General features: G+C 40.3%; 21 protein-coding genes. 9 read left to right on the top strand and 12 right to left on the bottom strand.

Annotation, left to right across the window (positions count from 1 at the left end; translation table 11 throughout):
* From Q9R21_RS14410 to Q9R21_RS14400, 3 genes are all read left to right on the top strand, one after another.
* Window positions 1-763: catalase (locus tag Q9R21_RS14410; RefSeq protein WP_311204744.1), on the top strand; the 763-nt coding region annotated here is incomplete at its 5' end.
* Between the two features lie 171 nt (window positions 764-934).
* Window positions 935-2,137: an alpha/beta fold hydrolase gene (locus Q9R21_RS14405; RefSeq protein ID WP_311204743.1), complete on the top strand. Its 1,203-nt coding sequence runs from the start codon at window positions 935-937 to the stop codon at window positions 2,135-2,137.
* Window positions 2,138-2,363: 226 nt separating this feature from the next.
* Entirely contained in the window at window positions 2,364-2,999 is a 636-nt protein-coding gene (locus tag Q9R21_RS14400; RefSeq protein ID WP_180087310.1) for an SOS response-associated peptidase, read from the top strand.
* A gap of 41 nt (window positions 3,000-3,040) precedes the next feature.
* Here the strand turns inward: Q9R21_RS14400 and Q9R21_RS14395 are convergent, their stop codons facing one another.
* Window positions 3,041-3,187, bottom strand: a complete 147-nt coding sequence (locus Q9R21_RS14395; protein WP_004646799.1) for a hypothetical protein — start codon at window positions 3,185-3,187, stop codon at window positions 3,041-3,043.
* Window positions 3,188-3,349: 162 nt separating this feature from the next.
* Window positions 3,350-3,571: a type II toxin-antitoxin system HigB family toxin gene (locus Q9R21_RS14860; protein ID WP_180038688.1), complete on the bottom strand. Its 222-nt coding sequence runs from the start codon at window positions 3,569-3,571 to the stop codon at window positions 3,350-3,352.
* Between the two features lie 1,227 nt (window positions 3,572-4,798).
* On the opposite strand from Q9R21_RS14860, the gene Q9R21_RS14385 reads away from it, so the two are divergent.
* The gene (locus tag Q9R21_RS14385) at window positions 4,799-5,140 is read left to right on the top strand and encodes a hypothetical protein (RefSeq protein WP_005107130.1); all 342 of its coding nucleotides are present in this window, start codon (window positions 4,799-4,801) and stop codon (window positions 5,138-5,140) included.
* Between the two features lie 105 nt (window positions 5,141-5,245).
* Here the strand turns inward: Q9R21_RS14385 and Q9R21_RS14380 are convergent, their stop codons facing one another.
* The gene (locus tag Q9R21_RS14380; RefSeq protein ID WP_005107131.1) at window positions 5,246-5,521 is read right to left on the bottom strand and encodes a hypothetical protein; all 276 of its coding nucleotides are present in this window, start codon (window positions 5,519-5,521) and stop codon (window positions 5,246-5,248) included.
* Window positions 5,522-6,185: 664 nt separating this feature from the next.
* The gene (locus Q9R21_RS14375) at window positions 6,186-6,416 is read right to left on the bottom strand and encodes a hypothetical protein (protein WP_004280185.1); all 231 of its coding nucleotides are present in this window, start codon (window positions 6,414-6,416) and stop codon (window positions 6,186-6,188) included.
* Between the two features lie 252 nt (window positions 6,417-6,668).
* On the opposite strand from Q9R21_RS14375, the gene Q9R21_RS14370 reads away from it, so the two are divergent.
* Both Q9R21_RS14370 and Q9R21_RS14365 read left to right on the top strand, forming a co-directional pair.
* The gene (locus tag Q9R21_RS14370) at window positions 6,669-7,145 is read left to right on the top strand and encodes a CinA family protein (protein ID WP_311204742.1); all 477 of its coding nucleotides are present in this window, start codon (window positions 6,669-6,671) and stop codon (window positions 7,143-7,145) included.
* A 102-nt stretch (window positions 7,146-7,247) separates the two neighbouring features.
* Window positions 7,248-7,868 carry an aminotransferase gene (locus Q9R21_RS14365; RefSeq protein ID WP_311204746.1) on the top strand — a complete coding sequence of 207 codons (621 nt, stop codon included), beginning with the start codon at window positions 7,248-7,250 and terminating at the stop codon, window positions 7,866-7,868.
* A 66-nt stretch (window positions 7,869-7,934) separates the two neighbouring features.
* Here Q9R21_RS14365 and prpC read toward each other — a convergent pair whose 3' ends face one another.
* Window positions 7,935-9,074 (bottom strand): 2-methylcitrate synthase, encoded by a 1,140-nt coding sequence (gene prpC / locus Q9R21_RS14360; protein ID WP_044110021.1) that lies wholly within the window; start codon window positions 9,072-9,074, stop codon window positions 7,935-7,937.
* 4 nt (window positions 9,075-9,078) lie between these two features.
* Window positions 9,079-9,963, bottom strand: coding sequence for a methylisocitrate lyase (prpB, locus tag Q9R21_RS14355; protein WP_004280180.1), 885 nt, complete (start codon window positions 9,961-9,963; stop codon window positions 9,079-9,081).
* Between the two features lie 230 nt (window positions 9,964-10,193).
* Between prpB and Q9R21_RS14350 the strand changes: the two genes are divergently transcribed.
* The 3 genes from Q9R21_RS14350 (at window position 10,194) to Q9R21_RS14340 (ending at window position 12,453) form a co-directional block, all read left to right on the top strand.
* Window positions 10,194-10,841, top strand: coding sequence for a TetR/AcrR family transcriptional regulator (locus Q9R21_RS14350; RefSeq protein ID WP_004646788.1), 648 nt, complete (start codon window positions 10,194-10,196; stop codon window positions 10,839-10,841).
* 113 nt (window positions 10,842-10,954) lie between these two features.
* Entirely contained in the window at window positions 10,955-11,875 is a 921-nt protein-coding gene (gene argF / locus Q9R21_RS14345) for an ornithine carbamoyltransferase (RefSeq protein WP_004280178.1), read from the top strand.
* 104 nt (window positions 11,876-11,979) lie between these two features.
* Window positions 11,980-12,453 (top strand): hypothetical protein, encoded by a 474-nt coding sequence (locus tag Q9R21_RS14340; RefSeq protein WP_004280177.1) that lies wholly within the window; start codon window positions 11,980-11,982, stop codon window positions 12,451-12,453.
* 109 nt (window positions 12,454-12,562) lie between these two features.
* On the opposite strand, the gene Q9R21_RS14335 is transcribed toward Q9R21_RS14340, so the two are convergent.
* From Q9R21_RS14335 to Q9R21_RS14310, 6 genes are all read right to left on the bottom strand, one after another.
* Entirely contained in the window at window positions 12,563-12,916 is a 354-nt protein-coding gene (locus Q9R21_RS14335; protein WP_311204741.1) for a YnfA family protein, read from the bottom strand.
* Window positions 12,917-13,007: 91 nt separating this feature from the next.
* Window positions 13,008-15,284 (bottom strand): ATP-dependent Clp protease ATP-binding subunit ClpA, encoded by a 2,277-nt coding sequence (clpA, locus tag Q9R21_RS14330; RefSeq protein ID WP_005246535.1) that lies wholly within the window; start codon window positions 15,282-15,284, stop codon window positions 13,008-13,010.
* Between the two features lie 9 nt (window positions 15,285-15,293).
* On the bottom strand, window positions 15,294-15,707 hold the full coding sequence (gene clpS, locus Q9R21_RS14325) for an ATP-dependent Clp protease adapter ClpS (RefSeq protein WP_004279780.1): 414 nt from the start codon (window positions 15,705-15,707) through the stop codon (window positions 15,294-15,296).
* An 18-nt stretch (window positions 15,708-15,725) separates the two neighbouring features.
* Window positions 15,726-16,475 carry a DUF6776 family protein gene (locus tag Q9R21_RS14320; protein WP_311204740.1) on the bottom strand — a complete coding sequence of 250 codons (750 nt, stop codon included), beginning with the start codon at window positions 16,473-16,475 and terminating at the stop codon, window positions 15,726-15,728.
* A gap of 77 nt (window positions 16,476-16,552) precedes the next feature.
* Window positions 16,553-17,608, bottom strand: a complete 1,056-nt coding sequence (gene argC, locus Q9R21_RS14315; RefSeq protein WP_311204745.1) for an N-acetyl-gamma-glutamyl-phosphate reductase — start codon at window positions 17,606-17,608, stop codon at window positions 16,553-16,555.
* A gap of 183 nt (window positions 17,609-17,791) precedes the next feature.
* Window positions 17,792-18,472 carry a SprT family zinc-dependent metalloprotease gene (locus Q9R21_RS14310; RefSeq protein ID WP_311204739.1) on the bottom strand — a complete coding sequence of 227 codons (681 nt, stop codon included), beginning with the start codon at window positions 18,470-18,472 and terminating at the stop codon, window positions 17,792-17,794.
* Window positions 18,473-18,522 lie beyond the last annotated feature (50 nt).

Here is an 18,522-nt window from a genome sequence, read left to right as displayed (position 1 = left end):
TAATGGTTCTAAAGATGCCCAACAAGCAGATATTAAAAAAGATGCCCGTGGCATGGCGATAAAACTTTTAGGAGTACCGGGAGAAAAGCTTTTAGATGATGAAACCTCTACTCAAGATTTCATTATGATCAATCATCCTGTCTTTTTTGTGAATGATCCAGTCCGATATATGTCATTTATGCAAGATATAAATAGCGATAGATTTTTCAATAAGCTCTATATTCCTTTTGCATTAGGAGCTAAAGGAACCTGGATTGCCTTAAATACGAGAAATAAAATTTCTAATCCTTTGCAAACTAGATATTGGTCTATGGTGCCCTATCAATTAGGAATAGGCACTGATCGTCAAGCTATAAAGTATTCAGCTCAAGCATGTTCGACAGTGACAGATCCTCTTCCACATGCTCCGCATCATAATTTTCTAAGAGAAAAATTGCGCAAACATTTGCAAAAAAGTGAAGCATGTATGGAGTTTCTGATACAGCCTAGAACATCAAACACCATGTCAGTCGAAGATTCCATGACTGAATGGCAAGAAAGTGAGGCGCCTTTTTACAAGGTCGCAACTATCCGCATTCCTCAGCAAGTTTTTGATACACCTGAACAAAACAAGTTTTGTGAAAATCTCTCTTTTACACCATGGCATACACTACCGGAGCACAAACCTCTGGGAGTAATAAACCGAATGCGAAAAGTGATTTATGATCGTATTAGTGAGGTTAGACATGATATGAATTCTACTCACAGATCAGAACCACATTAAAATATAAGTGCTTATATGAAGTTATTAGCTAAACTAAAATAACCTGTTGTACTACTCATTCGCCTTAACTTAAAAGCTTTAGTTTACAAACTCTGTGCAGAGTTAATTTAGAAACATAAATAAAGCTGCTACATTAAAAATGACATTATAAAAAGGAAAATGGTTTCAGCGATGAAAATTAAATCTCCTATTATTAAATTGATCATGAGCTGTTTATGTTTAGGTTCAACATATGCAATAGCCTCTCCTCCACTTCCCGATAGCAGCAAAATCCAAGCATCTCATATTTCGGAAAAAATACCGGGTACAATATTATCTATACAAGAACAAAATACTGATCTGTTTACGAATGCCTCACAACGTTTCTTAATTAATTATCGCAGTCGTGGCACAAAATCCGAACCCATTGTCACTTCAGGCTATATCTTGTTACCTAAAGGCAAATTCCCTAAAGATGGCTGGCCTGTTCTGGCTTGGGCGCATGGTACAACTGGCGTTGCTGATACATGTGCACCCTCTGGCGATTATATGGGTGGGCCAGTCCATGTCTATCAACAAATCGCAGCTAAGGCATTGAATGCCTGGCTCGCTCGCGGCTATGCAGTCGTTGCACCTGATTATCAAGGTTTAGGCACTCCGGACGGTCATCCTTATATGAATGCGCGAAGCCAGTTGCATACTGTCGTTGATGCTGTACGAGCGATCCACCATTTAAAGCCTTATAACTTTAGTAAAAATTGGTATGTTATGGGTCATAGTCAAGGAGGTGCAGCATCTCTTAAAGTTGCAGCATCCGGTCAAAAAGATGCGCCTGAATTTGATCTTCGCGGGGCAATTACACTGGCACCAGGCGGTTATCAATATGAAGGAATCGCTGAATATGTTGCCAGCAATTCGCAAATCACGACTAATGTCGCCGCATTTTTTCCAATTGTGCTTTTAGGAGCAGAGGCTGCGGATCCGCTGCTTGCTCCAGCAAATTTAGTGAGCCCAGAAATGGGAGAAATTCTTAATCATGCACGCAGTCGCTGTTTGTCAGAATTACAATCTGACCTAAAACAAGCACCTAAGACTGTCTTTAAATCAAATGTAAATCTGGCACCTTTGACCAATTATTTAAAAGAACAGTCTATTGAGAATATGACACCGACTGTGCCGGTTCTGCTGGTACAAGGTGAGAAAGATCAACTGGTCGATGATCGTGGTACTTATGCTTACTATCAGCAGGTATGTACGAAGCAGAAATCTATCGCCTTCCATCTCGTCAAAAATGGAGATCATCGTGATTCCTTAAGACAGAGTGAATTTCTAATTGGAAACTTTATCCATTCAGTTGAACAAGGGAAAGCTTTGAACACCTGCCCTACAAAATAACCCGGTGAGCTTTTGTATTTAATCATTAAAAACTCAAATATTTTAATCTTCATATTTATAGAATAGTCCTTTAAAGGAGCACTATTCTATAAAGAGGATAAACTAATATTAATCCGTATTCTTACTTTCTGTTAAAACTATACTTACGATTTCGAATTGTTTTGAGCCCATCATTTTTATACTTTAATTCTTTAGCAAATAATAATTAGAATGAAAGAGGTTATTTATGTGCTCGAACTATGAATTTCCCTCAAAAAAACGTCTTTCCTTATTAGATATTCATGAAGAGCAACTCGAACTGGGCATGAAACCGCATGTTTATCCTTTAGCGCCAGCCCCAATCATTATGCGCGGTGCTGATGAGTTTGAGCTGGATATCGCACGTTTCGGACTGATTCCAGCCTGGGCGAAAGAATTGAGATATGGCCGGCATACCTATAATGCACGGACTGAAACAGTGGCATCCAAACCGAGTTTCCGACATGCCTGGAAAAACAACCAGTTTGCTTTGGTACCCGTCGATACATTCTATGAACCTAAATATATAGACGGTAAATCGCACTGGTTTGGCATTTCACGTGAAGATGGCAATCCTTTTACCGTGGCGGCGATTTATGATGACGCACACATTGATGGTGAGAAAATCAGATCATTTTCGATGCTGACCATAAATTCAGATCAACATCCCTTTATGAAACAGTTTCATGACCCGAATGACGAAAAACGCTCGATTATTGTGATTCCGGAAGAATCACGACATGACTGGTTGCACTGCGATCATGAACAAGCCCATGAATTTTTCTTTGAAATGAAAGATGAATTTATTGCAAAGCCTAGAGATCAAGGTTTATCGGGAAATTAAAAAGCCCTAAACCAAGTTAGGGCTTCGTCCATATGAAAAAGCTATTTTTGCTCTCTCAATGGATTTTCCGGTTCTGCATTGGGTTTTTTCTCTGGTTTGACATGCTTATAAGATGCCTGATTACCTTTATCGTCATTCGATTCTTTATGGGGATTTGATTCTTGCTCTTGCTCTGGCTTATTTGTCATATGCATCTCCTTCATATATCTATTAAGAGATAAATATGACATCTGCTGCTAAACATCAATGTTATTTATGTTGCACATTCAGTTTTATAAAGAGACAAACTTTCCTTCAAGTGCTCTTTGACATTTCACAATTCTTGTTGTTCATCTGAGCAAATAAGCTGTTCAGCCTGATCGTAGACGATATAGCAAAGAATATGAATTCGCGTGCGAGCCGATATCGAATACATGAAATTTTCTAACCTTATCCACTGACGGAAAAAGTCTTTTCATCTCAGCAAAACCTTTAGGATGATTGGCCTTAATCATTCGATACCAACCATCTAATGCAGTTTCAGCCTTTGGCCTCTTTTGAATTGCTTCAAGAATTCGAGCACAGATGCTCACCTACATATATTCTATTGTATTTTGCTATTTCAGTTCTAAGTACTAAGAATTTATCAAAACGTAATCCTATTGAAATATTTTTCTTATAAAGTATTCCTTGTGAGAAATTATGTTTAGATCCAAAAATTTTATCAGTAAAGAAAAACCCCGCCAACTGATGATTGAACGGGGATTGATCTTCATTAATATGTCTGATGATTTGGCACATTATTCAATATTTTTCAAGCAATCACGACACTGTTTGACCTCATCATGGTCACACGTGTAGTTAATTTCAGTCGCACCATGAAGACCAAATAAACAAAATATAAATTGCATCATGTTTTTCTCCTGAGTGTAAAAAGCTCGATCCAACATCAAGCTTTATTGCTTTAAATATAGAATGACTCAATACAAAATGATTGGATCAGCGATCTAGAATAACTTCAGTACTCAGCTCTGTTTAGCCTTTAAGTAAAATTGAAGCTTTTGGGGCTAAGTTCGTACAGGCTCTTCAGCTTGAGTCGTCTGATCCTTTTTACAATGATCACTTTTACAATGCTTGCTGCTCATCATCTGACACATTTTCTCTTTGCAAGATTTAAAACAACAGCCGACCATCACGCCCATGCCAAATGCGCATATACATCTCATCATAGCTTTGTCCTGTCTTTTCGTGAAAAGAGATATATAAATAACATCTATTCATGTATCTCTCCTGAGGGAATTTTCAGGCTTTATGTTGTGTATGAAAACTTATGTGAAAGAGAGTGAGCAAAAAATACAATCAGCAAAGAAAAAACCAGATTTAAGACGGAAAAGAAAAAGCCTGTTTAACTCTCCTAAATTAAACAGGCCTTATAATGTGCTGATTTTTAATTATTTTCATTAAGTTCTTAGAATGACGCCAAGATATCACTAGCCATGCAGCCAATCTGTGTAGGATATATAGATGCAATGTTTCAAAATATGAAAAAACCATTACTTTTGTTAATTAAATGACTGTAATTTATCCAAAAATATTTTTAATGAGAAAATAAGATTACTAAATAACCAAAACCCAAGAAGAATTGCTAAACCTATAAGTGAGAATGGGTTAATTTAGATTTTTAGAAGAAAATTCCTTATTTCAGTCAATATCGGATGTTATGAATGTTCAATGTCTCATAAAGTTTATAGATCATTGCTTTCTTTTTAGTCATTTCTCTCTATAATTTTTCATATGAGCAATAACAATATTTTGGCAGCATGAAAAATCGCATCCTAATTACTTTATTGATGAGTCTGGCAATAAGCGGCTGCCAAAAACAGCAAGCAGAGAATTCAGCTGAGGCTGCTGCAAATATTAAAGCGCAGTTTGAACAGTCAGATAATCAACTCAGTGCTTATCTGGACAAACTCGACTCTTCAACAATTAGTCTGGAAGAAAGAACACGCATCCTGTGTGAACAATATCCTAAAGAATATAAAAATAACTACATGCCTGCTCTGCTAAAACTTGCACCCAAGGAATATACAGAAAAAGAGTTGCTCACAGACCTAGACAATGCCTTGAATTTCTACAAGCTAAAAGCCAATATTCAGTGTTAATAAATACTTAGTCTAATCGTGCAATGAAATATAAAAAAAACCGCCTGAATCAGGCGGTTTTTTTATGAAGAGCATATATCTTAAAAAAGATTAACGCTGTAGCTTTCACTGATCTTGTTGATTACGTGAACGTTGTTGTTGCTGGTTACTGTTTTGCTGTGGCTGTTGTTGCTGTTGGCCTTGCTGGTTTTGTTGCTGCTGGTCGCGCTGTTGCTGGTTGTGTTGACCACCCTGCGGCTGTTGTTGTTGCTGGTTATTTTGTTGCTGATTTGGGTTTTGCTGGTTGTTTTGTTGACGCTGCTGATCTTGATTGCGCTGTTGATTTTGCTGTTGCTGTTGTTGCTGCTGTTTCTGTTGGTCTTGCTGTTGATTATTAGCCATGGTGGTATTCCTTACTATTTGCTTTAAATTAAAAGCCGATAGGTTTCGACTTAATATCTACTCTACGCATTTTTCAGATTTCGCCAACCTTTAACCTGTTACAGATTAATTCAATGTAAAAAATAGTAAGATAAGTACTTGAAGTGGAGATTAATGCGTAACATAAATTACCTGATATAATGCAACAGAAACATAATGAAAGATTCTATAGGTCAAAAATCTATTATCCAATAAAAGGAATAACTTAAGTCCTATTTCATATATAGGAAAATTTTTAATAAAATTTAAAAAGCGTTATTAAACAGAACCACTTAATAACTATACTATTGATATTTATAAATATATAAAAATAAATCTAAATCTTCTATATTTTTAAAAAATTAAATAAAACATTAAAAATACAATTCTTTTTGAATATTATTAACTGTGAAGAAATACGATACTTAACATGACCTCACCAATAAAACTTAAGCTGTTTCGAATTTACCTTGACTTTAATTCAAATATTTTTACTTATTATTTTGGTATAAACTTAGATCAAATCATTGTTTGTAATTATACTTATTAATCTATTGATAATTAATAAGCCTCTTTTAAAGAGGCTTATTAATTATCAATAGATTAATAAGCCTCTTTTAAAGAGGCTTATTAAATTCAGTTTTTATTAGATATTGACCACTTTGACGATAATCGTTTGAGTATCTTCCTGCTCTTCGGCCAGATGCAAACGTTTAAGCTCTTTGCTTTTTACTTTGAACTGTAAGTTCTGATAAGAAATTGTGCTTGGTATCTGATCAAAATATTGACCATCAGCGTCAATTTCTTCCTGAAATAATGGTGTACCCAATTGATAGTCAAGACTTTTTAAGACTACATATTTTACTGTGGTTTTCATTCCAACACCCTACTTTCACTAAGCACTTTATTTTTATTTTTACCACTGTTCCGCCTGAGAAGAAACCTCTATTTTTGAAAATAGCCCAAGCTTTAACCATTCAGATTTTGCGATCAGATCAACATGAAATTACACTAATCTATGAAAAAAATTTTAACTTTCATAAAAATATAAATATACTTGGAGTTGATCGACAGAAAAAATCTGTCTAAATTGATCTAAAATCACTCTCACAAAGAAAATATAGAGACTATGATAAAAACCTGTTGCGGCTTACTCGAAGAGAAAAACATAAAAATTGCCTTTATCGAAAGCGCAAGTTCTGGATATCTCAGTAGCCAGTTCTCCATTTGTAAAGGAGAAGGTGCCGAAATTCTGATTGGTGGTTTGATCTGTTACGATGTAAGTGTCAAGACTTCAGTATTGGGCATTTCCAAGAATCTGATCAATAGTCATACTGCGGAATCTATGCCGGTAACAGTTGCTCTGGCGGAAGCAGGTAAAAAAATGTTCCGTGATGCTGACTGGATTATCGCCTGTACAGGGTTACTTAAACCAGGTGGTAGCGTGACACCAGAGAAACCGGAAGGGACTTTTTTTGTGGCCATTAATGACGGCACGCAAATCCATCAGTTCCAGTATTATCTCAAAGGCTCGCCACTTGAACGCCTCAACAAACTGTCAGCTGTGGTTGCACATGACATGATCAATCTGTTGAATAACAGCTAAGCTTTCAAAGTTACTGTATAGCCTGAATAAGCTTCATTATTTCTACCGTATTTTAAGATAGATTGGCATGATCAAATGCCAATCTATTTTTTTGAGGGTGGAATGACCATGAATATTAAAACTGCACTGCTCCTGCTCCCTCTGAGCTTGCCCACTCTGGCTTTCGCTACCGTAGGCGGTCCACAAAATATTGAAGTTCTAGGCTATGAAGTCAAAGAACAGAAGCTTTATATCATGCGTCATTATCTTCATGGTCGTGGACGCTTGCCTCAACTATATTATTATAATTTTAAATCCCAAAAACCAAATCAACTGGTTCAGGTCAATTCCTTATATATCAATCCTAAAACCAAGCGCATCGATTATGATCAAGACAGTCGCAAGTTCGATCAGGACATTGCCAAAATCAAAAAACGTTTAGTTCCATTAAATCCAATTCAAAAATCAAAACTACAGCTTAAGGTGTTAAAGACAACAAAAGGTAGCGCGCCTGCCTGGCATGACCCTCAGGAAAAAGTGCCAAAATGGACCTATCAATATCAAGTGAAATCTGGCTTACAAAAAAGCGCGGTTCAGCAAGCGGTTAGTTATCAGCAAGGCTTGAAAATTAGCCAGGCCTATAAAGTTCCGAGACAAAATAAAACTCTGGTAATAGTAAAGTATCTGGGTATTCCTTTTGAAACAGGTTATAGCATTGAAGATCCGGCACTGTTAAGCCGATAACGAAACCGATAAAAAATAAGGTCTCAATTGAGACCTTATTTTTTTTATTTTTACTACAGAAACAGATTAAGCCGCAGTAGAACGCTCAGCGATTGGCACTACTTTACGTAACTCTGGCCCAGTGTAATCCGCGCTTGGACGGATAATACGATTGTCTGCACGTTGTTCCATCACATGTGCGGCCCAGCCTGTCACACGCGACATAACAAAGATCGGGGTAAACAGCTTGGTTGGAATGCCCATAAAATGATAGGCAGATGCATGGAAGAAATCCGCATTACAGAATAATTTCTTCTCACGCCACATGACTTCTTCACAGCGTACCGAGACTGGATAAAGTACCGTATCACCGACATCTTTGGCCAAACGCTCCGACCAGACTTTAATAATGCCATTACGCGGATCATTGTCCTTATAGATCGCATGACCGAAGCCCATGATTTTTTCTTTACGTTCCAGCATGCCCAGCATTTCACGTTCAGCTTCTTCAGGCGACTTCCAGTTTTCGATCATGTCCATCGCAGCTTCGTTGGCACCGCCATGTAGAGGGCCACGCAAGGAACCGATTGCACCGGTAATACAGGAATGCATATCTGACAGCGTTGATGCACACACACGAGCGGTAAAAGTCGAAGCATTGAATTCATGCTCTGCATACAGAATCAAGGAAACATTCATTACCTGTTCATGTAGCTCATTTGGTTTTTCACCATGCAGAAGATGCAGGAACTGTGCACCAATCGAATCATCGTCAGTATTTTCTTCAATACGTACGCCGTCATGACTATAACGATACCAGTAACAAATGATTGCCGGCAAAGTTGCCAAAATGCGGTCTGCGATATCCTGTTGCTGCTCAAAAGACTGCTCAGTTTCAAGATTGCCCAGCATGGAAACGCCAGTACGCATCACATCCATTGGATGCGAATCCGCAGGAATACGCTCAAGGACTTCTTTTAATGCCTGAGGTAAAGTGCGCAAGGATTTCAGTTTGGCTTTGTAGGCAGCCAATTGCTCTGCTGTCGGCAATTCTCCAAAGAAAATCAGGTAGGCGACTTCTTCAAACTGGCAATGTTCAGCCAGATCCTGTACGTCATAGCCACGATAGGTCAGACCTGCGCCACTTTTGCCTACTGTTGAAAGTGAGGTTTTACCTGCCACTTGTCCGCGCAATCCTGCGCCAGTGAGTACTTTTCCTTCAGCCATTTTTTTAATTCTCCTGTTTAAACAGTTTATCTAATGTGTCTTCGAAGCTGTGATAATCTAAAAATTCGTAGAGTTCTTTTCGTTGTTGCATGATATCCAGCACATTTACCTGAGTACCATGTTCGCGTACTGAACGCATCACTTCAAGTGCGGCTTTTTGCATGGCACGTGTTGCTGACAATGGATACAGCACCATGCCAATGCCCTGCTCCGCCAGTTCATCAACCGTATAATAGGGTGTATCACCAAATTCGGTAATATTTGCCAAGACTGGAACACCGACCGCATCACACACTGTACGGTACATGGTGATATCGGTCATCGCTTCAGCAAAGATCGCATCTGCGCCCGCTTCAACACAGGCAGAAGCACGGTCAATCACGGCTTGCAGGCCTTCTTTTTGCAGCGCATCGGTACGCGCCATTACCACAAAGTTTGAATCGGTTTTCGCATCTACAGCCGCTTTGATACGATCGACCATTTCCTGCTGCGATACGATTTCTTTATTTGGACGATGGCCACAACGCTTCTGTGCCACCTGATCTTCAATATGAACCGCAGCGGCTCCTGCAGCAATCATCTGTTTGATTGTGCGGGCAATATTTAATGCACCGCCCCAACCGGTATCGATATCGACCAGTAAAGGTGTATCCACACGCTCAGTGATCCGGCGTACATCTTCAAGAACATTATCCAGGCTAGTCATGCCCAGATCAGGCAAACCATAAGAATAATTCGCGACACCCGCACCTGATAAATAAATGGCTTTATAACCGACCTGTTTGGCCATCATGGCAGCATAGGCATTTACTGTGCCCATAATTTGCAATGGTTTCTCGACTTCAAGCGCTTGTCTAAATCTTAAACCTGCAGACATTTGTTCTGTCATCTTCCTTTTCCACAGTCTTGGCTATAATTATTGAAATTCGAGTATACTCATTTGGCTTGCTCATTCCATAACCCGATAGAACAAATACTCTAAAACTTTAGTCAAATTTTTAAGTTTTGCTTTACCTAATCAGCAAATAGCGCACTTATCCGGCGCAATTATGAAATATGTGCATATATTTGCTATGATGGCGTTTCAATCTCTATTGACATGTTGATGTATTATCTCCTATGCAAGACCTCGCCCTAGAACCGCTCGCCAAAGATCTGCCACAGACCAAACGTGGTCATGAGCGTTGTATTGCGCTGCTGATCAGTGCAACCGAGCTGTTTCTGGAACGGGGTTATGATGCTGTGTCTCTGGATGATATCGTCCAGCATGCCGGAGGCTCCAAAGCCTCTATTTATAAGTACTTTGGCAATAAAGAAGGCTTGTTTAAAGCCATTTGCGATTATCGCCGTATCAAGTTTTTTGAAGATATCAGTATTCCGATCGAACTGATGGCACTGGATTTTCGTAGTTATTTAGTACACACGTTGCTTAATTTTTATCACCAGATCATGCAACCTGAAAATTCGGCCTTTATGCGTCTGGTACTGGAACAGAGTCAGCGCAATCCAGAACTTGCTCAGCATATTCATGAGCGAGGCCCGGTGCATGTGCAAAGTGCCATTGCCACGGCCTTAGAACAGGCAGATGCGCAAGGTTTATTACATTGCGAGAATCCGCAATATTCGGCGCAGCTGTATTTTGGTATTTTGCGCAATCTGGAATGGCGTATTCTGATGGGAATTCCGGTACAGGAAGATGATCAGGAAATCGACAAATACATCAGTTATTGTGTGGATCGCTTTTTAGACGGTCATCAAAAAGTCTAGTTTTTTTGCATTTTTCATTGCTTATAGTATATTAGCCGATTCCGTATTTTTTCTTAAACTAACCAACAACTGATTGTTGATCGAGTTTTTCGGCAATTATTGTGGAGTAACGAATGGCTCTCCGTCACTTTCTCACCTTACGCGATTTATCAACTTTAGAACTTAACCAGATTTTGCAACGCGCAATTGAGCTTAAGCGCAAACAGCATAACAATGAAGTGTTCCAACCATTTGTTGGTAAAGTGATGGGCATGATTTTTGAGAAATCGAGTACCCGTACGCGTGTTTCGTTTGAAGCTGGCATGAGCCAATTTGGTGGTAGCGCGATTTTCCTGTCTTCACGCGATACCCAGTTAGGTCGTGGTGAACCGATTGAAGATTCTGCACGTGTGATTTCAAGCATGCTGGATATCGTGATGATCCGCACTTTCGGCCATGATATCGTGGAGCGTTTTGCATCTTATTCAAAAGTTCCAGTGATTAATGCGTTGACAGATGACCACCATCCTTGCCAGCTACTTGCTGACATGCAGACTTATGTAGAGCAACGTGGCTCAATTGAAGGTAAAACTGTTGCCTGGATTGGTGATGGCAACAATATGTGTAACTCTTATATTGAAGCTGCACATATGTGGGGCTTTAATCTGAAAATTGCAGCGCCAAAAGGCTATGAGCCACAAGAAAAATTCCTGTCTGAATTCGCGCATTGTGTGGAACTGGTTCCTTCTGCTGAAGATGCAGCGGTGAATGCTGACCTGATCGTGACTGATGTTTGGGCAAGCATGGGGCAGGAAGAAGAGCAGAAGATCCGTGAAAAAGCCTTTGCAGATTATCAGGTGAATGAACGCCTGATGGATCTTGCACATCCGGATTGCTTGTTTATGCACTGCTTGCCTGCGCATCGTGGCGAAGAGATTTCAGAAAATCTGCTTGACCATAAAAATGCTGTAGTTTGGGATGAAGCAGAAAATCGTTTGCACGCGCAAAAAGCCTTGGTTGAATTCCTGATTAATGAAAATCTGAAAAAAGACTAATTTTTTAAGATGAATCTTCACAAATTAAGCACCAATCTCTGGTGCTTTTTTTGTCTCAGCTCTTATAATCGTTGTTGAAATGGAATAAAAAGTGATTTTATACAATGCAAAAAAAATATTGGATTTTGGCACTCTTGGCAGGTTTTAGCAGTGCTGTCTTACCGGTGCATGCTTCTGAATTTGACCAATATCTTCAAGAAAAAAATATTATTGACAGCAAATTTAAAATTCAGAAAAAAGCTGAACTGAATGAATTACTCGCAGTGCTCAGTGCAGAGGATTCCAGAACTTTACCGTTGCAGATTGATCAAAATACGATTATTGAACAATTGCAGTTAAGTGCCAACAAAACCACACTGAAAGGCATGATCATCACGCCCGATTTTAGCCAGTTTGAAAAAGACCTAGGGCGCAAAGAAGTGATGAAAGTCATTCGCAACAATCTGCTGAATAATTGTGAAATTTTCTTTGAGCATCGTTATCAGATTGCGAACCCTTACAAGGTTGAACTCAGCCTGAACTCGCAGACACAAACCTATAAAACTGATATTTCCCAAAAAGATTGCAAATTAAAATAATCTAAACCCATAAGACATTTATTTCAATTCAGGATTCTTGAATCCTGAAAACAAAAGGTAGCTATGGCTACCTTTTTTTGATGAACTTTTTTATCAAGGTGTACCTCAATTAACGTATCAAGCCTTGTGGTTGCAAAATAATAACCAGTGCACCCAGTATTACCACCATACCACCAAGCAGATCCCAACGTGACAGTGTGACTTGATCAACGAAGCGCAACCACATCAGTGCTGAAAAAATATAGATACCGCCATAAGCGGCATAGATCCGTCCTGAAGCAGCTGGATGCAAGGTTAACAGCCAGACAAAAGCCGCCAAAGCCAGAGCTGTCGGAATCCATAACCAGTGGCTTCTCCCCTGATTTAAAATCAGATAGGGAAAATAACAACCTAAAATTTCCATCAATGCCGTGACTAAAAACAGTAAAAATGTCGTGAACAGCTTGGTAACTTGAATATCCATAATTTATCTTTTAAATGATATGAATTTGATAATTTAAAATATGAGTCCATGAAAAAACCCGTGCAAGCACGGGTTTGATCCTTCTTATTAATTAAGCTGGTTCAGCAGTCTGGTCTTCAAAAACTTCAAGTTTTAAGCCAACCGCTTTACCATTTTCTTTTTTCACCGATACTGCAACATTGCCGCCATTTTCAGCCAGCTCACCAAACAGGATCATCTCAGCCAGCGGTTTTTTCAGGTGTTCCTGAATCAAACGTTGCATTGGACGTGCGCCCATTAAACGGTCATAGCCATGTTCTGACATCCATTCACGTGCACTCTGATCCACTTCCAACATGACTTTTTTGTCATCTAGTTGTGCTTGAAGTTCAGTCAGGAATTTATCTACAACATTTTCAATAATGCTGCTTGGTAATGCCTTGAACTGAATCACGCCGTCGAGACGGTTACGGAATTCCGGCGAGAAGGCTTTCTTCATCGCTTCCTGATTATCGTTACTATTGTCCTGTTCCATAAAACCAATGCTGACACGCGAAATACTTTCAGCCCCAATATTGGTGGTGAGTACCAAGACCACGTTACGGAAATCAGATTTACGCCCGTTGTTATCAGTCAATGAACCATGATCCATAATCTGCAATAACAGGTTAAACACATCTGGATGCGCTTTTTCGATCTCGTCTAGCAACAGTACACAATGCGGATTTTTATGAATCGCATCGGTCAATAACCCACCCTGATCAAAACCGACATAGCCCGGAGGTGCACCGATTAAACGAGACACCGCATGGCGTTCCATGTACTCGGACATATCGAAACGAACCAGTTCCACACCCATCTGTTTTGCCAGCTGCTTGGTCACTTCGGTTTTACCAACACCTGTAGGACCCGCAAAGACAAAACTACCTACAGGCTTATCTGGAGACTTCAAACCGGCACGTGACAGTTTAATTGCAGAAGCCAAGGCCTCAATCGCTTCATCCTGACCAAAGACCACACGTTTTAAATCACGCTCAAGATTTTCCAGCACACTCTTGTCATCTTTAGAGACAGTTTTCGGAGGAATACGCGCAATTTTAGAAACGATGTCTTCAATATTTTCTACGGTGATTAAACTGTCATCTTGTTCTGCTTTGAGACGGCGCTGAGCACCGGCTTCATCAATGACATCAATCGCCTTATCTGGCAAGAAACGGTCGTTGATAAATTTCGCAGAAAGTTCTACCGCAGACACTAAGGCTTGATCTTCATATTCCACATGATGGAAATCTTCAAACTTCGATTTCAGACCACGTAGGATATCAATAGTTTCAGAAATAGATGGCTCATTCACATCAATTTTCTGGAAACGACGCGATAAAGCATGATCTTTCTCAAAGACCTGACGGTATTCCTGGAATGTGGTTGACCCGATGCAGCGTAAAGAACCATTTGCCAGCGCCGGTTTGATCAGATTCGATGCATCCATGGTACTGCCCATACTCGAGCCTGCACCAATAATCATGTGAATTTCATCAATAAACAGCACTGCTTCAGGTTTCTTTTTCAACGCATTTAAAAGCTGTTTCAAGCGTTTTTCAAAGTCGCCACGGTATTTGGTTCCTGCCACCAAAGCACCAATGTCCAGACTGAAAATTTCAGCATTTTCCAGTGGTTTTGGCGCTTTACCATTGACAATTAACCAAGCCAGCCCTTCAGCAATCGAGGTTTTACCGACACCTGGATCACCGACAAGGAGTGGGTTATTTTTACGACGGCGGCAAAGAATTTGCGCGGCACGCTCGATTTCTTTTTCACGACCAATCAGTGGATCGGTCTTACCTTTTTGTGCTTCAACATTCAGGTTAGTGGTATAAAGTTCAAGTGGACCTGAACTTGCTGAAGATGCTGATTCGCCATCTAGATCTTCGATTTCTTCTTCAGACTGTACATCTTCTTTACGGGTACCATGAGACAGGTACTGAGTCAGGGTCAGACGGTTAATTTGATGACGTTTCAGCAGATAGACTGCAAATGAGTCACGCTCAGAATACATGGCAACCAGAATATCAGCACCTTCTACAGTACGATCACCACCGCTTGATTGCACGTGAAAAATCGCGCGTTGCAAGATCCGGTCGAAGCTTTCTGTCGGGTGTGGTGCCTGATCACTATTTTCACCAAGTTTAGGGGTATGTTGTTCTACGTACTCTTCTAATTCCTTACGCAACACGATGATGTCGGCACCACATGCTTTGAGAGCATTTACGGCAGAATCATTGTCGAGTAAGGCTAACAATAAATGTTCTACGGTCAGGAACTCATGTCTCTTTTGACGAGCCATGCTGACAGCCAAACGTAGTGATACTTCTAATTGACGACTGAGCATGTAACCCCCTTAATCTTTAGGCTCTATTTGGCAAAGTAACGGATGACCTTGTGATCGAGCATAATTATTGACTTGGTTCGCTTTGGTCTCCGCAATGTCTCGAGGATAGACCCCAGCTACACCCTTTCCTTCATAATGTACAGTTAGCATTACTTGTGTAGCTTGGTCAAGATTCATTGCAAAGTATTGTTGTAAAATTTCAATTACAAACTCCATCGGCGTATAGTCGTCATTTAATAAAACAACGGCATACAACGGTGGACGTTTCAGTTCTGGCGGTGCAGTCTGTACAGCTAGGTCAGAATCACCGTCTTCAGAGGGTTCATTTGCTAAACGTGGGCTGATATGCCAATCAACGATTCCAGACTCATTAAAAGAATTTTTAATATCACTTAAACACATTTGACGTTTATTGCTTGGCATAAGATTTATATTTCACACTTAATTTGCATTTGCTTCGGTTTTCGGAATTTCGGACAAGGTGGCAGACTGATTTTCTACTGCTTTGCCCTGTTCCCAACTAAAACGACGAATCACAGGTTTGGCACCAGTAAGACGCACTTCAATAAATTCTGGCTTAAAGCCCTTAGGCATGGTCCAGCGGCCAGTGAGTCGCTCATAATTTTCGAAATTAAAGTTTTTATCTTCCAGTGGCACCACCAAAATTTCCGTACCTTTAATCAGGCGCAGTTCCACGCTACCTGAAGCACGGCTTTTGCCTGGGCTGACCTGAACCAGATCAATCTGGTATTCAAAGGCATTTTCCGGCAAAGGTTTAATCGACAGGTTTTGAACCGCCAATGCCAGACCACCACGCTGACGCAAGATCTCGCGATAAATGGTTCCCACACTTTCGGCCTGAACCTGTTCATCACGTGCCTTGGTCATGGCCAGATACAGATCATTGGCATTGCTGACAGCCAGATCACGCTCCTGAACCGCAGTATTTAGCGTCTTGTTCAGTGTTTCCAGACTGGCTTTCTGAGTCTGTACCACATCGACCAGTTGCTCTGCATCTGCATCATAACCCGCCGCAGTCAAACCCTGACGATGTCCTACGGTATATCCGAGTACGCCACTGCTTAAGATCAATACAGCCGCACCAATGGCTAAGGGCGTATTGCCTTTCATGAATGGTTTCTTAGTATCGGGTTCCTGAGGAAGCGTCGTATTTGACTCGTTATTCGGCATTTTGATCTCTTGTTTGCTTTAATCAAGACACACATTTAAATGCAAATCTAAATGTGTGTGAAGTTCTAATACGTTTTTTATGGTAATAAACCAATATTATTTAAGCCAGCATCTTCAGCAAAACCAAACATCAGGTTCATGTTTTGGACAGCCTGACCTGCTGCGCCTTTTACCAAATTGTCTTGTGCAACCAGGATCACCAGTTTTGTTGGTTGTGGCTTATACAAGGCAATACGCAACTGATTCGCTCCACGCACTGAACGGGTTTCGGGTGAGCCACCCGCCGGCATAACATCGACAAATGCTTCATTGGCATAGAACTGCTCATATAGCGCTTGTAAATCTGCTGCTTGGCCTGCTTCAGTTAAATCGATATAGATGGTCGACAACATACCACGGATCATTGGCACCAAATGCGGTACAAATAAAATATGATCAAACACATTTTTTTGACCTGAAATATTTTCCAGTGCTTCGACAATTTCAGGATGATGGCGATGACCCGCTACACCATAGGCCTTAAAGTTATCAGCATTTTCAGAATAAATCATGCCCAGACTAGCTTTACGACCTGCACCTGATACACCCGACTTGGCATCGATAATAATGCTTTCAGGTTTCACCAATACTTCAGCCGCTTTTAAGACTGGCGCCAGACCTAACTGAACTGTGGTTGGATAACACCCCGGATTCCCGATCACATTGGCTTTTTTAATCTCTTCACGATTCAATTCAGATAAACCGTATACAGAATCTTTTAACAGTTCTGGACATGCATGTTGCATGCCATACCATTTTTCAAACTGTTCAAGATCTTGTAAACGAAAATCAGCAGCTAGGTCGATCACTTTTGTATTTGCAGCAACCAGCTCTTCGGCATGTTTCATTGCGACACCATGCGGCGTTGCAAAGAACACCACATCGCATGATTTTAATAAATCCAGACTTAAATCGGAAAATTTAAGATCGGTATGCCCGCGCAAGCTCGGGAACATGTCATCTACACGACGGCCTGCTTCAGTACGTGATGTCAGTGCTGTTACATTTACATCTGGATGTCGTAGCAAAAGACGCAAAAGTTCAACGCCTGTATAACCCGTACCACCCACAATACCCACTGAAATCACGATGATTACCTCAAATAAATGTTTCCTTTATACAGCCTAGTATGACAGGAAGTTGAGGTTTTCTAAACCATTTCACTGGGGTTTGCTGGTTTTTTAATTGATCAGCAGGATAAGTCCGATTTAGAGGATTAAATGCATAGATTGCTTAGGCTATTTTAATAGAGTTATATGGACTTATTAATTATGGTTTTAGGCACCCCACCAATATGGCAACGGCGTATTTTTCAGCGTTATACGATGCTGCTGGAAATGCTGATCATGCTTAGCAACTTCTGCCCAAAAGCGTGGACTATGATCAAAATGCTTTGTATGTACCAGCTCATGGACAGCGACATAACGCGTGACTTGTTCAGGGAATAATACCAGCGCACTGTTCAACATAATGTCATGTTTGGCTGAACAACTACCCCACCGGGTTTTAGGTTGTCGAATATTGCAGTCTTTAAAAGGTAAATGACATTGCTGTGAGACGAGATTTAAATATGAAGGCAGCTGTTCTTTTGCGTAGGCAATCACGAAAGCTTTTAAATATTCTTCAGGATGTCGGTCACTGATCCAAAGCTGTAGATCTTCATGATCAAAAATGAAGTTGTTCTTCTGGCTTTGATAAGAAATTTTTAATGGTGCTTTTAGATTGAATAACCGCAGCTCACTCGGTAGCGTCCGGTCAATATTTTCGATTTTTTCCTGCTGGGATTGCCAGGTTTTAATCAGCCAGCTTTCAGATTGTTCAATAAAATGCCGTATCTGTTTTTTGCTGCAAAAAACCGGGGCTGTAAGGCGAATCTGTGTTGCATCGACACGCAAACGTAACCGTGTTGAACGGACATTTCGGGTGATTTGAATTTCGGGTAGGTCGGATAAGGTCATTTTTTATATTTAATCATTTTTTTAATCCTCCCCCTTGCGTAGCAGTGCTA

The organism is Acinetobacter sp. RG5, assembly GCF_031844265.1.
GTDB lineage: Bacteria > Pseudomonadota > Gammaproteobacteria > Pseudomonadales > Moraxellaceae > Acinetobacter.
The sequence above is the reverse complement of the archived record's forward strand: the minus strand, read 5'-3'. Positions and strand labels throughout refer to the sequence as shown.

Coding starts and splice junctions, on each gene's coding strand:
- Q9R21_RS14405 (WP_311204743.1), top strand. CDS start 935: ATGAAAATTAAATCTCCTATTATTAAATTGATCATGAGCTGTTTATGT.
- Q9R21_RS14400 (WP_180087310.1), top strand. CDS start 2,364: ATGTGCTCGAACTATGAATTTCCCTCAAAAAAACGTCTTTCCTTATTA.
- Q9R21_RS14395 (WP_004646799.1), bottom strand. CDS start 3,187: ATGACAAATAAGCCAGAGCAAGAGCAAGAATCAAATCCCCATAAAGAA.
- Q9R21_RS14385 (WP_005107130.1), top strand. CDS start 4,799: ATGAAAAATCGCATCCTAATTACTTTATTGATGAGTCTGGCAATAAGC.
- Q9R21_RS14380 (WP_005107131.1), bottom strand. CDS start 5,521: ATGGCTAATAATCAACAGCAAGACCAACAGAAACAGCAGCAACAACAG.
- Q9R21_RS14375 (WP_004280185.1), bottom strand. CDS start 6,416: ATGAAAACCACAGTAAAATATGTAGTCTTAAAAAGTCTTGACTATCAA.
- Q9R21_RS14370 (WP_311204742.1), top strand. CDS start 6,669: ATGATAAAAACCTGTTGCGGCTTACTCGAAGAGAAAAACATAAAAATT.
- Q9R21_RS14365 (WP_311204746.1), top strand. CDS start 7,248: ATGACCATGAATATTAAAACTGCACTGCTCCTGCTCCCTCTGAGCTTG.
- prpC (WP_044110021.1), bottom strand. CDS start 9,074: ATGGCTGAAGGAAAAGTACTCACTGGCGCAGGATTGCGCGGACAAGTG.
- prpB (WP_004280180.1), bottom strand. CDS start 9,963: ATGACAGAACAAATGTCTGCAGGTTTAAGATTTAGACAAGCGCTTGAA.
- Q9R21_RS14350 (WP_004646788.1), top strand. CDS start 10,194: ATGCAAGACCTCGCCCTAGAACCGCTCGCCAAAGATCTGCCACAGACC.
- argF (WP_004280178.1), top strand. CDS start 10,955: ATGGCTCTCCGTCACTTTCTCACCTTACGCGATTTATCAACTTTAGAA.
- Q9R21_RS14340 (WP_004280177.1), top strand. CDS start 11,980: ATGCAAAAAAAATATTGGATTTTGGCACTCTTGGCAGGTTTTAGCAGT.
- Q9R21_RS14335 (WP_311204741.1), bottom strand. CDS start 12,916: ATGGATATTCAAGTTACCAAGCTGTTCACGACATTTTTACTGTTTTTA.
- clpA (WP_005246535.1), bottom strand. CDS start 15,284: ATGCTCAGTCGTCAATTAGAAGTATCACTACGTTTGGCTGTCAGCATG.
- clpS (WP_004279780.1), bottom strand. CDS start 15,707: ATGCCAAGCAATAAACGTCAAATGTGTTTAAGTGATATTAAAAATTCT.
- Q9R21_RS14320 (WP_311204740.1), bottom strand. CDS start 16,475: ATGCCGAATAACGAGTCAAATACGACGCTTCCTCAGGAACCCGATACT.
- Q9R21_RS14310 (WP_311204739.1), bottom strand. CDS start 18,472: ATGACCTTATCCGACCTACCCGAAATTCAAATCACCCGAAATGTCCGT.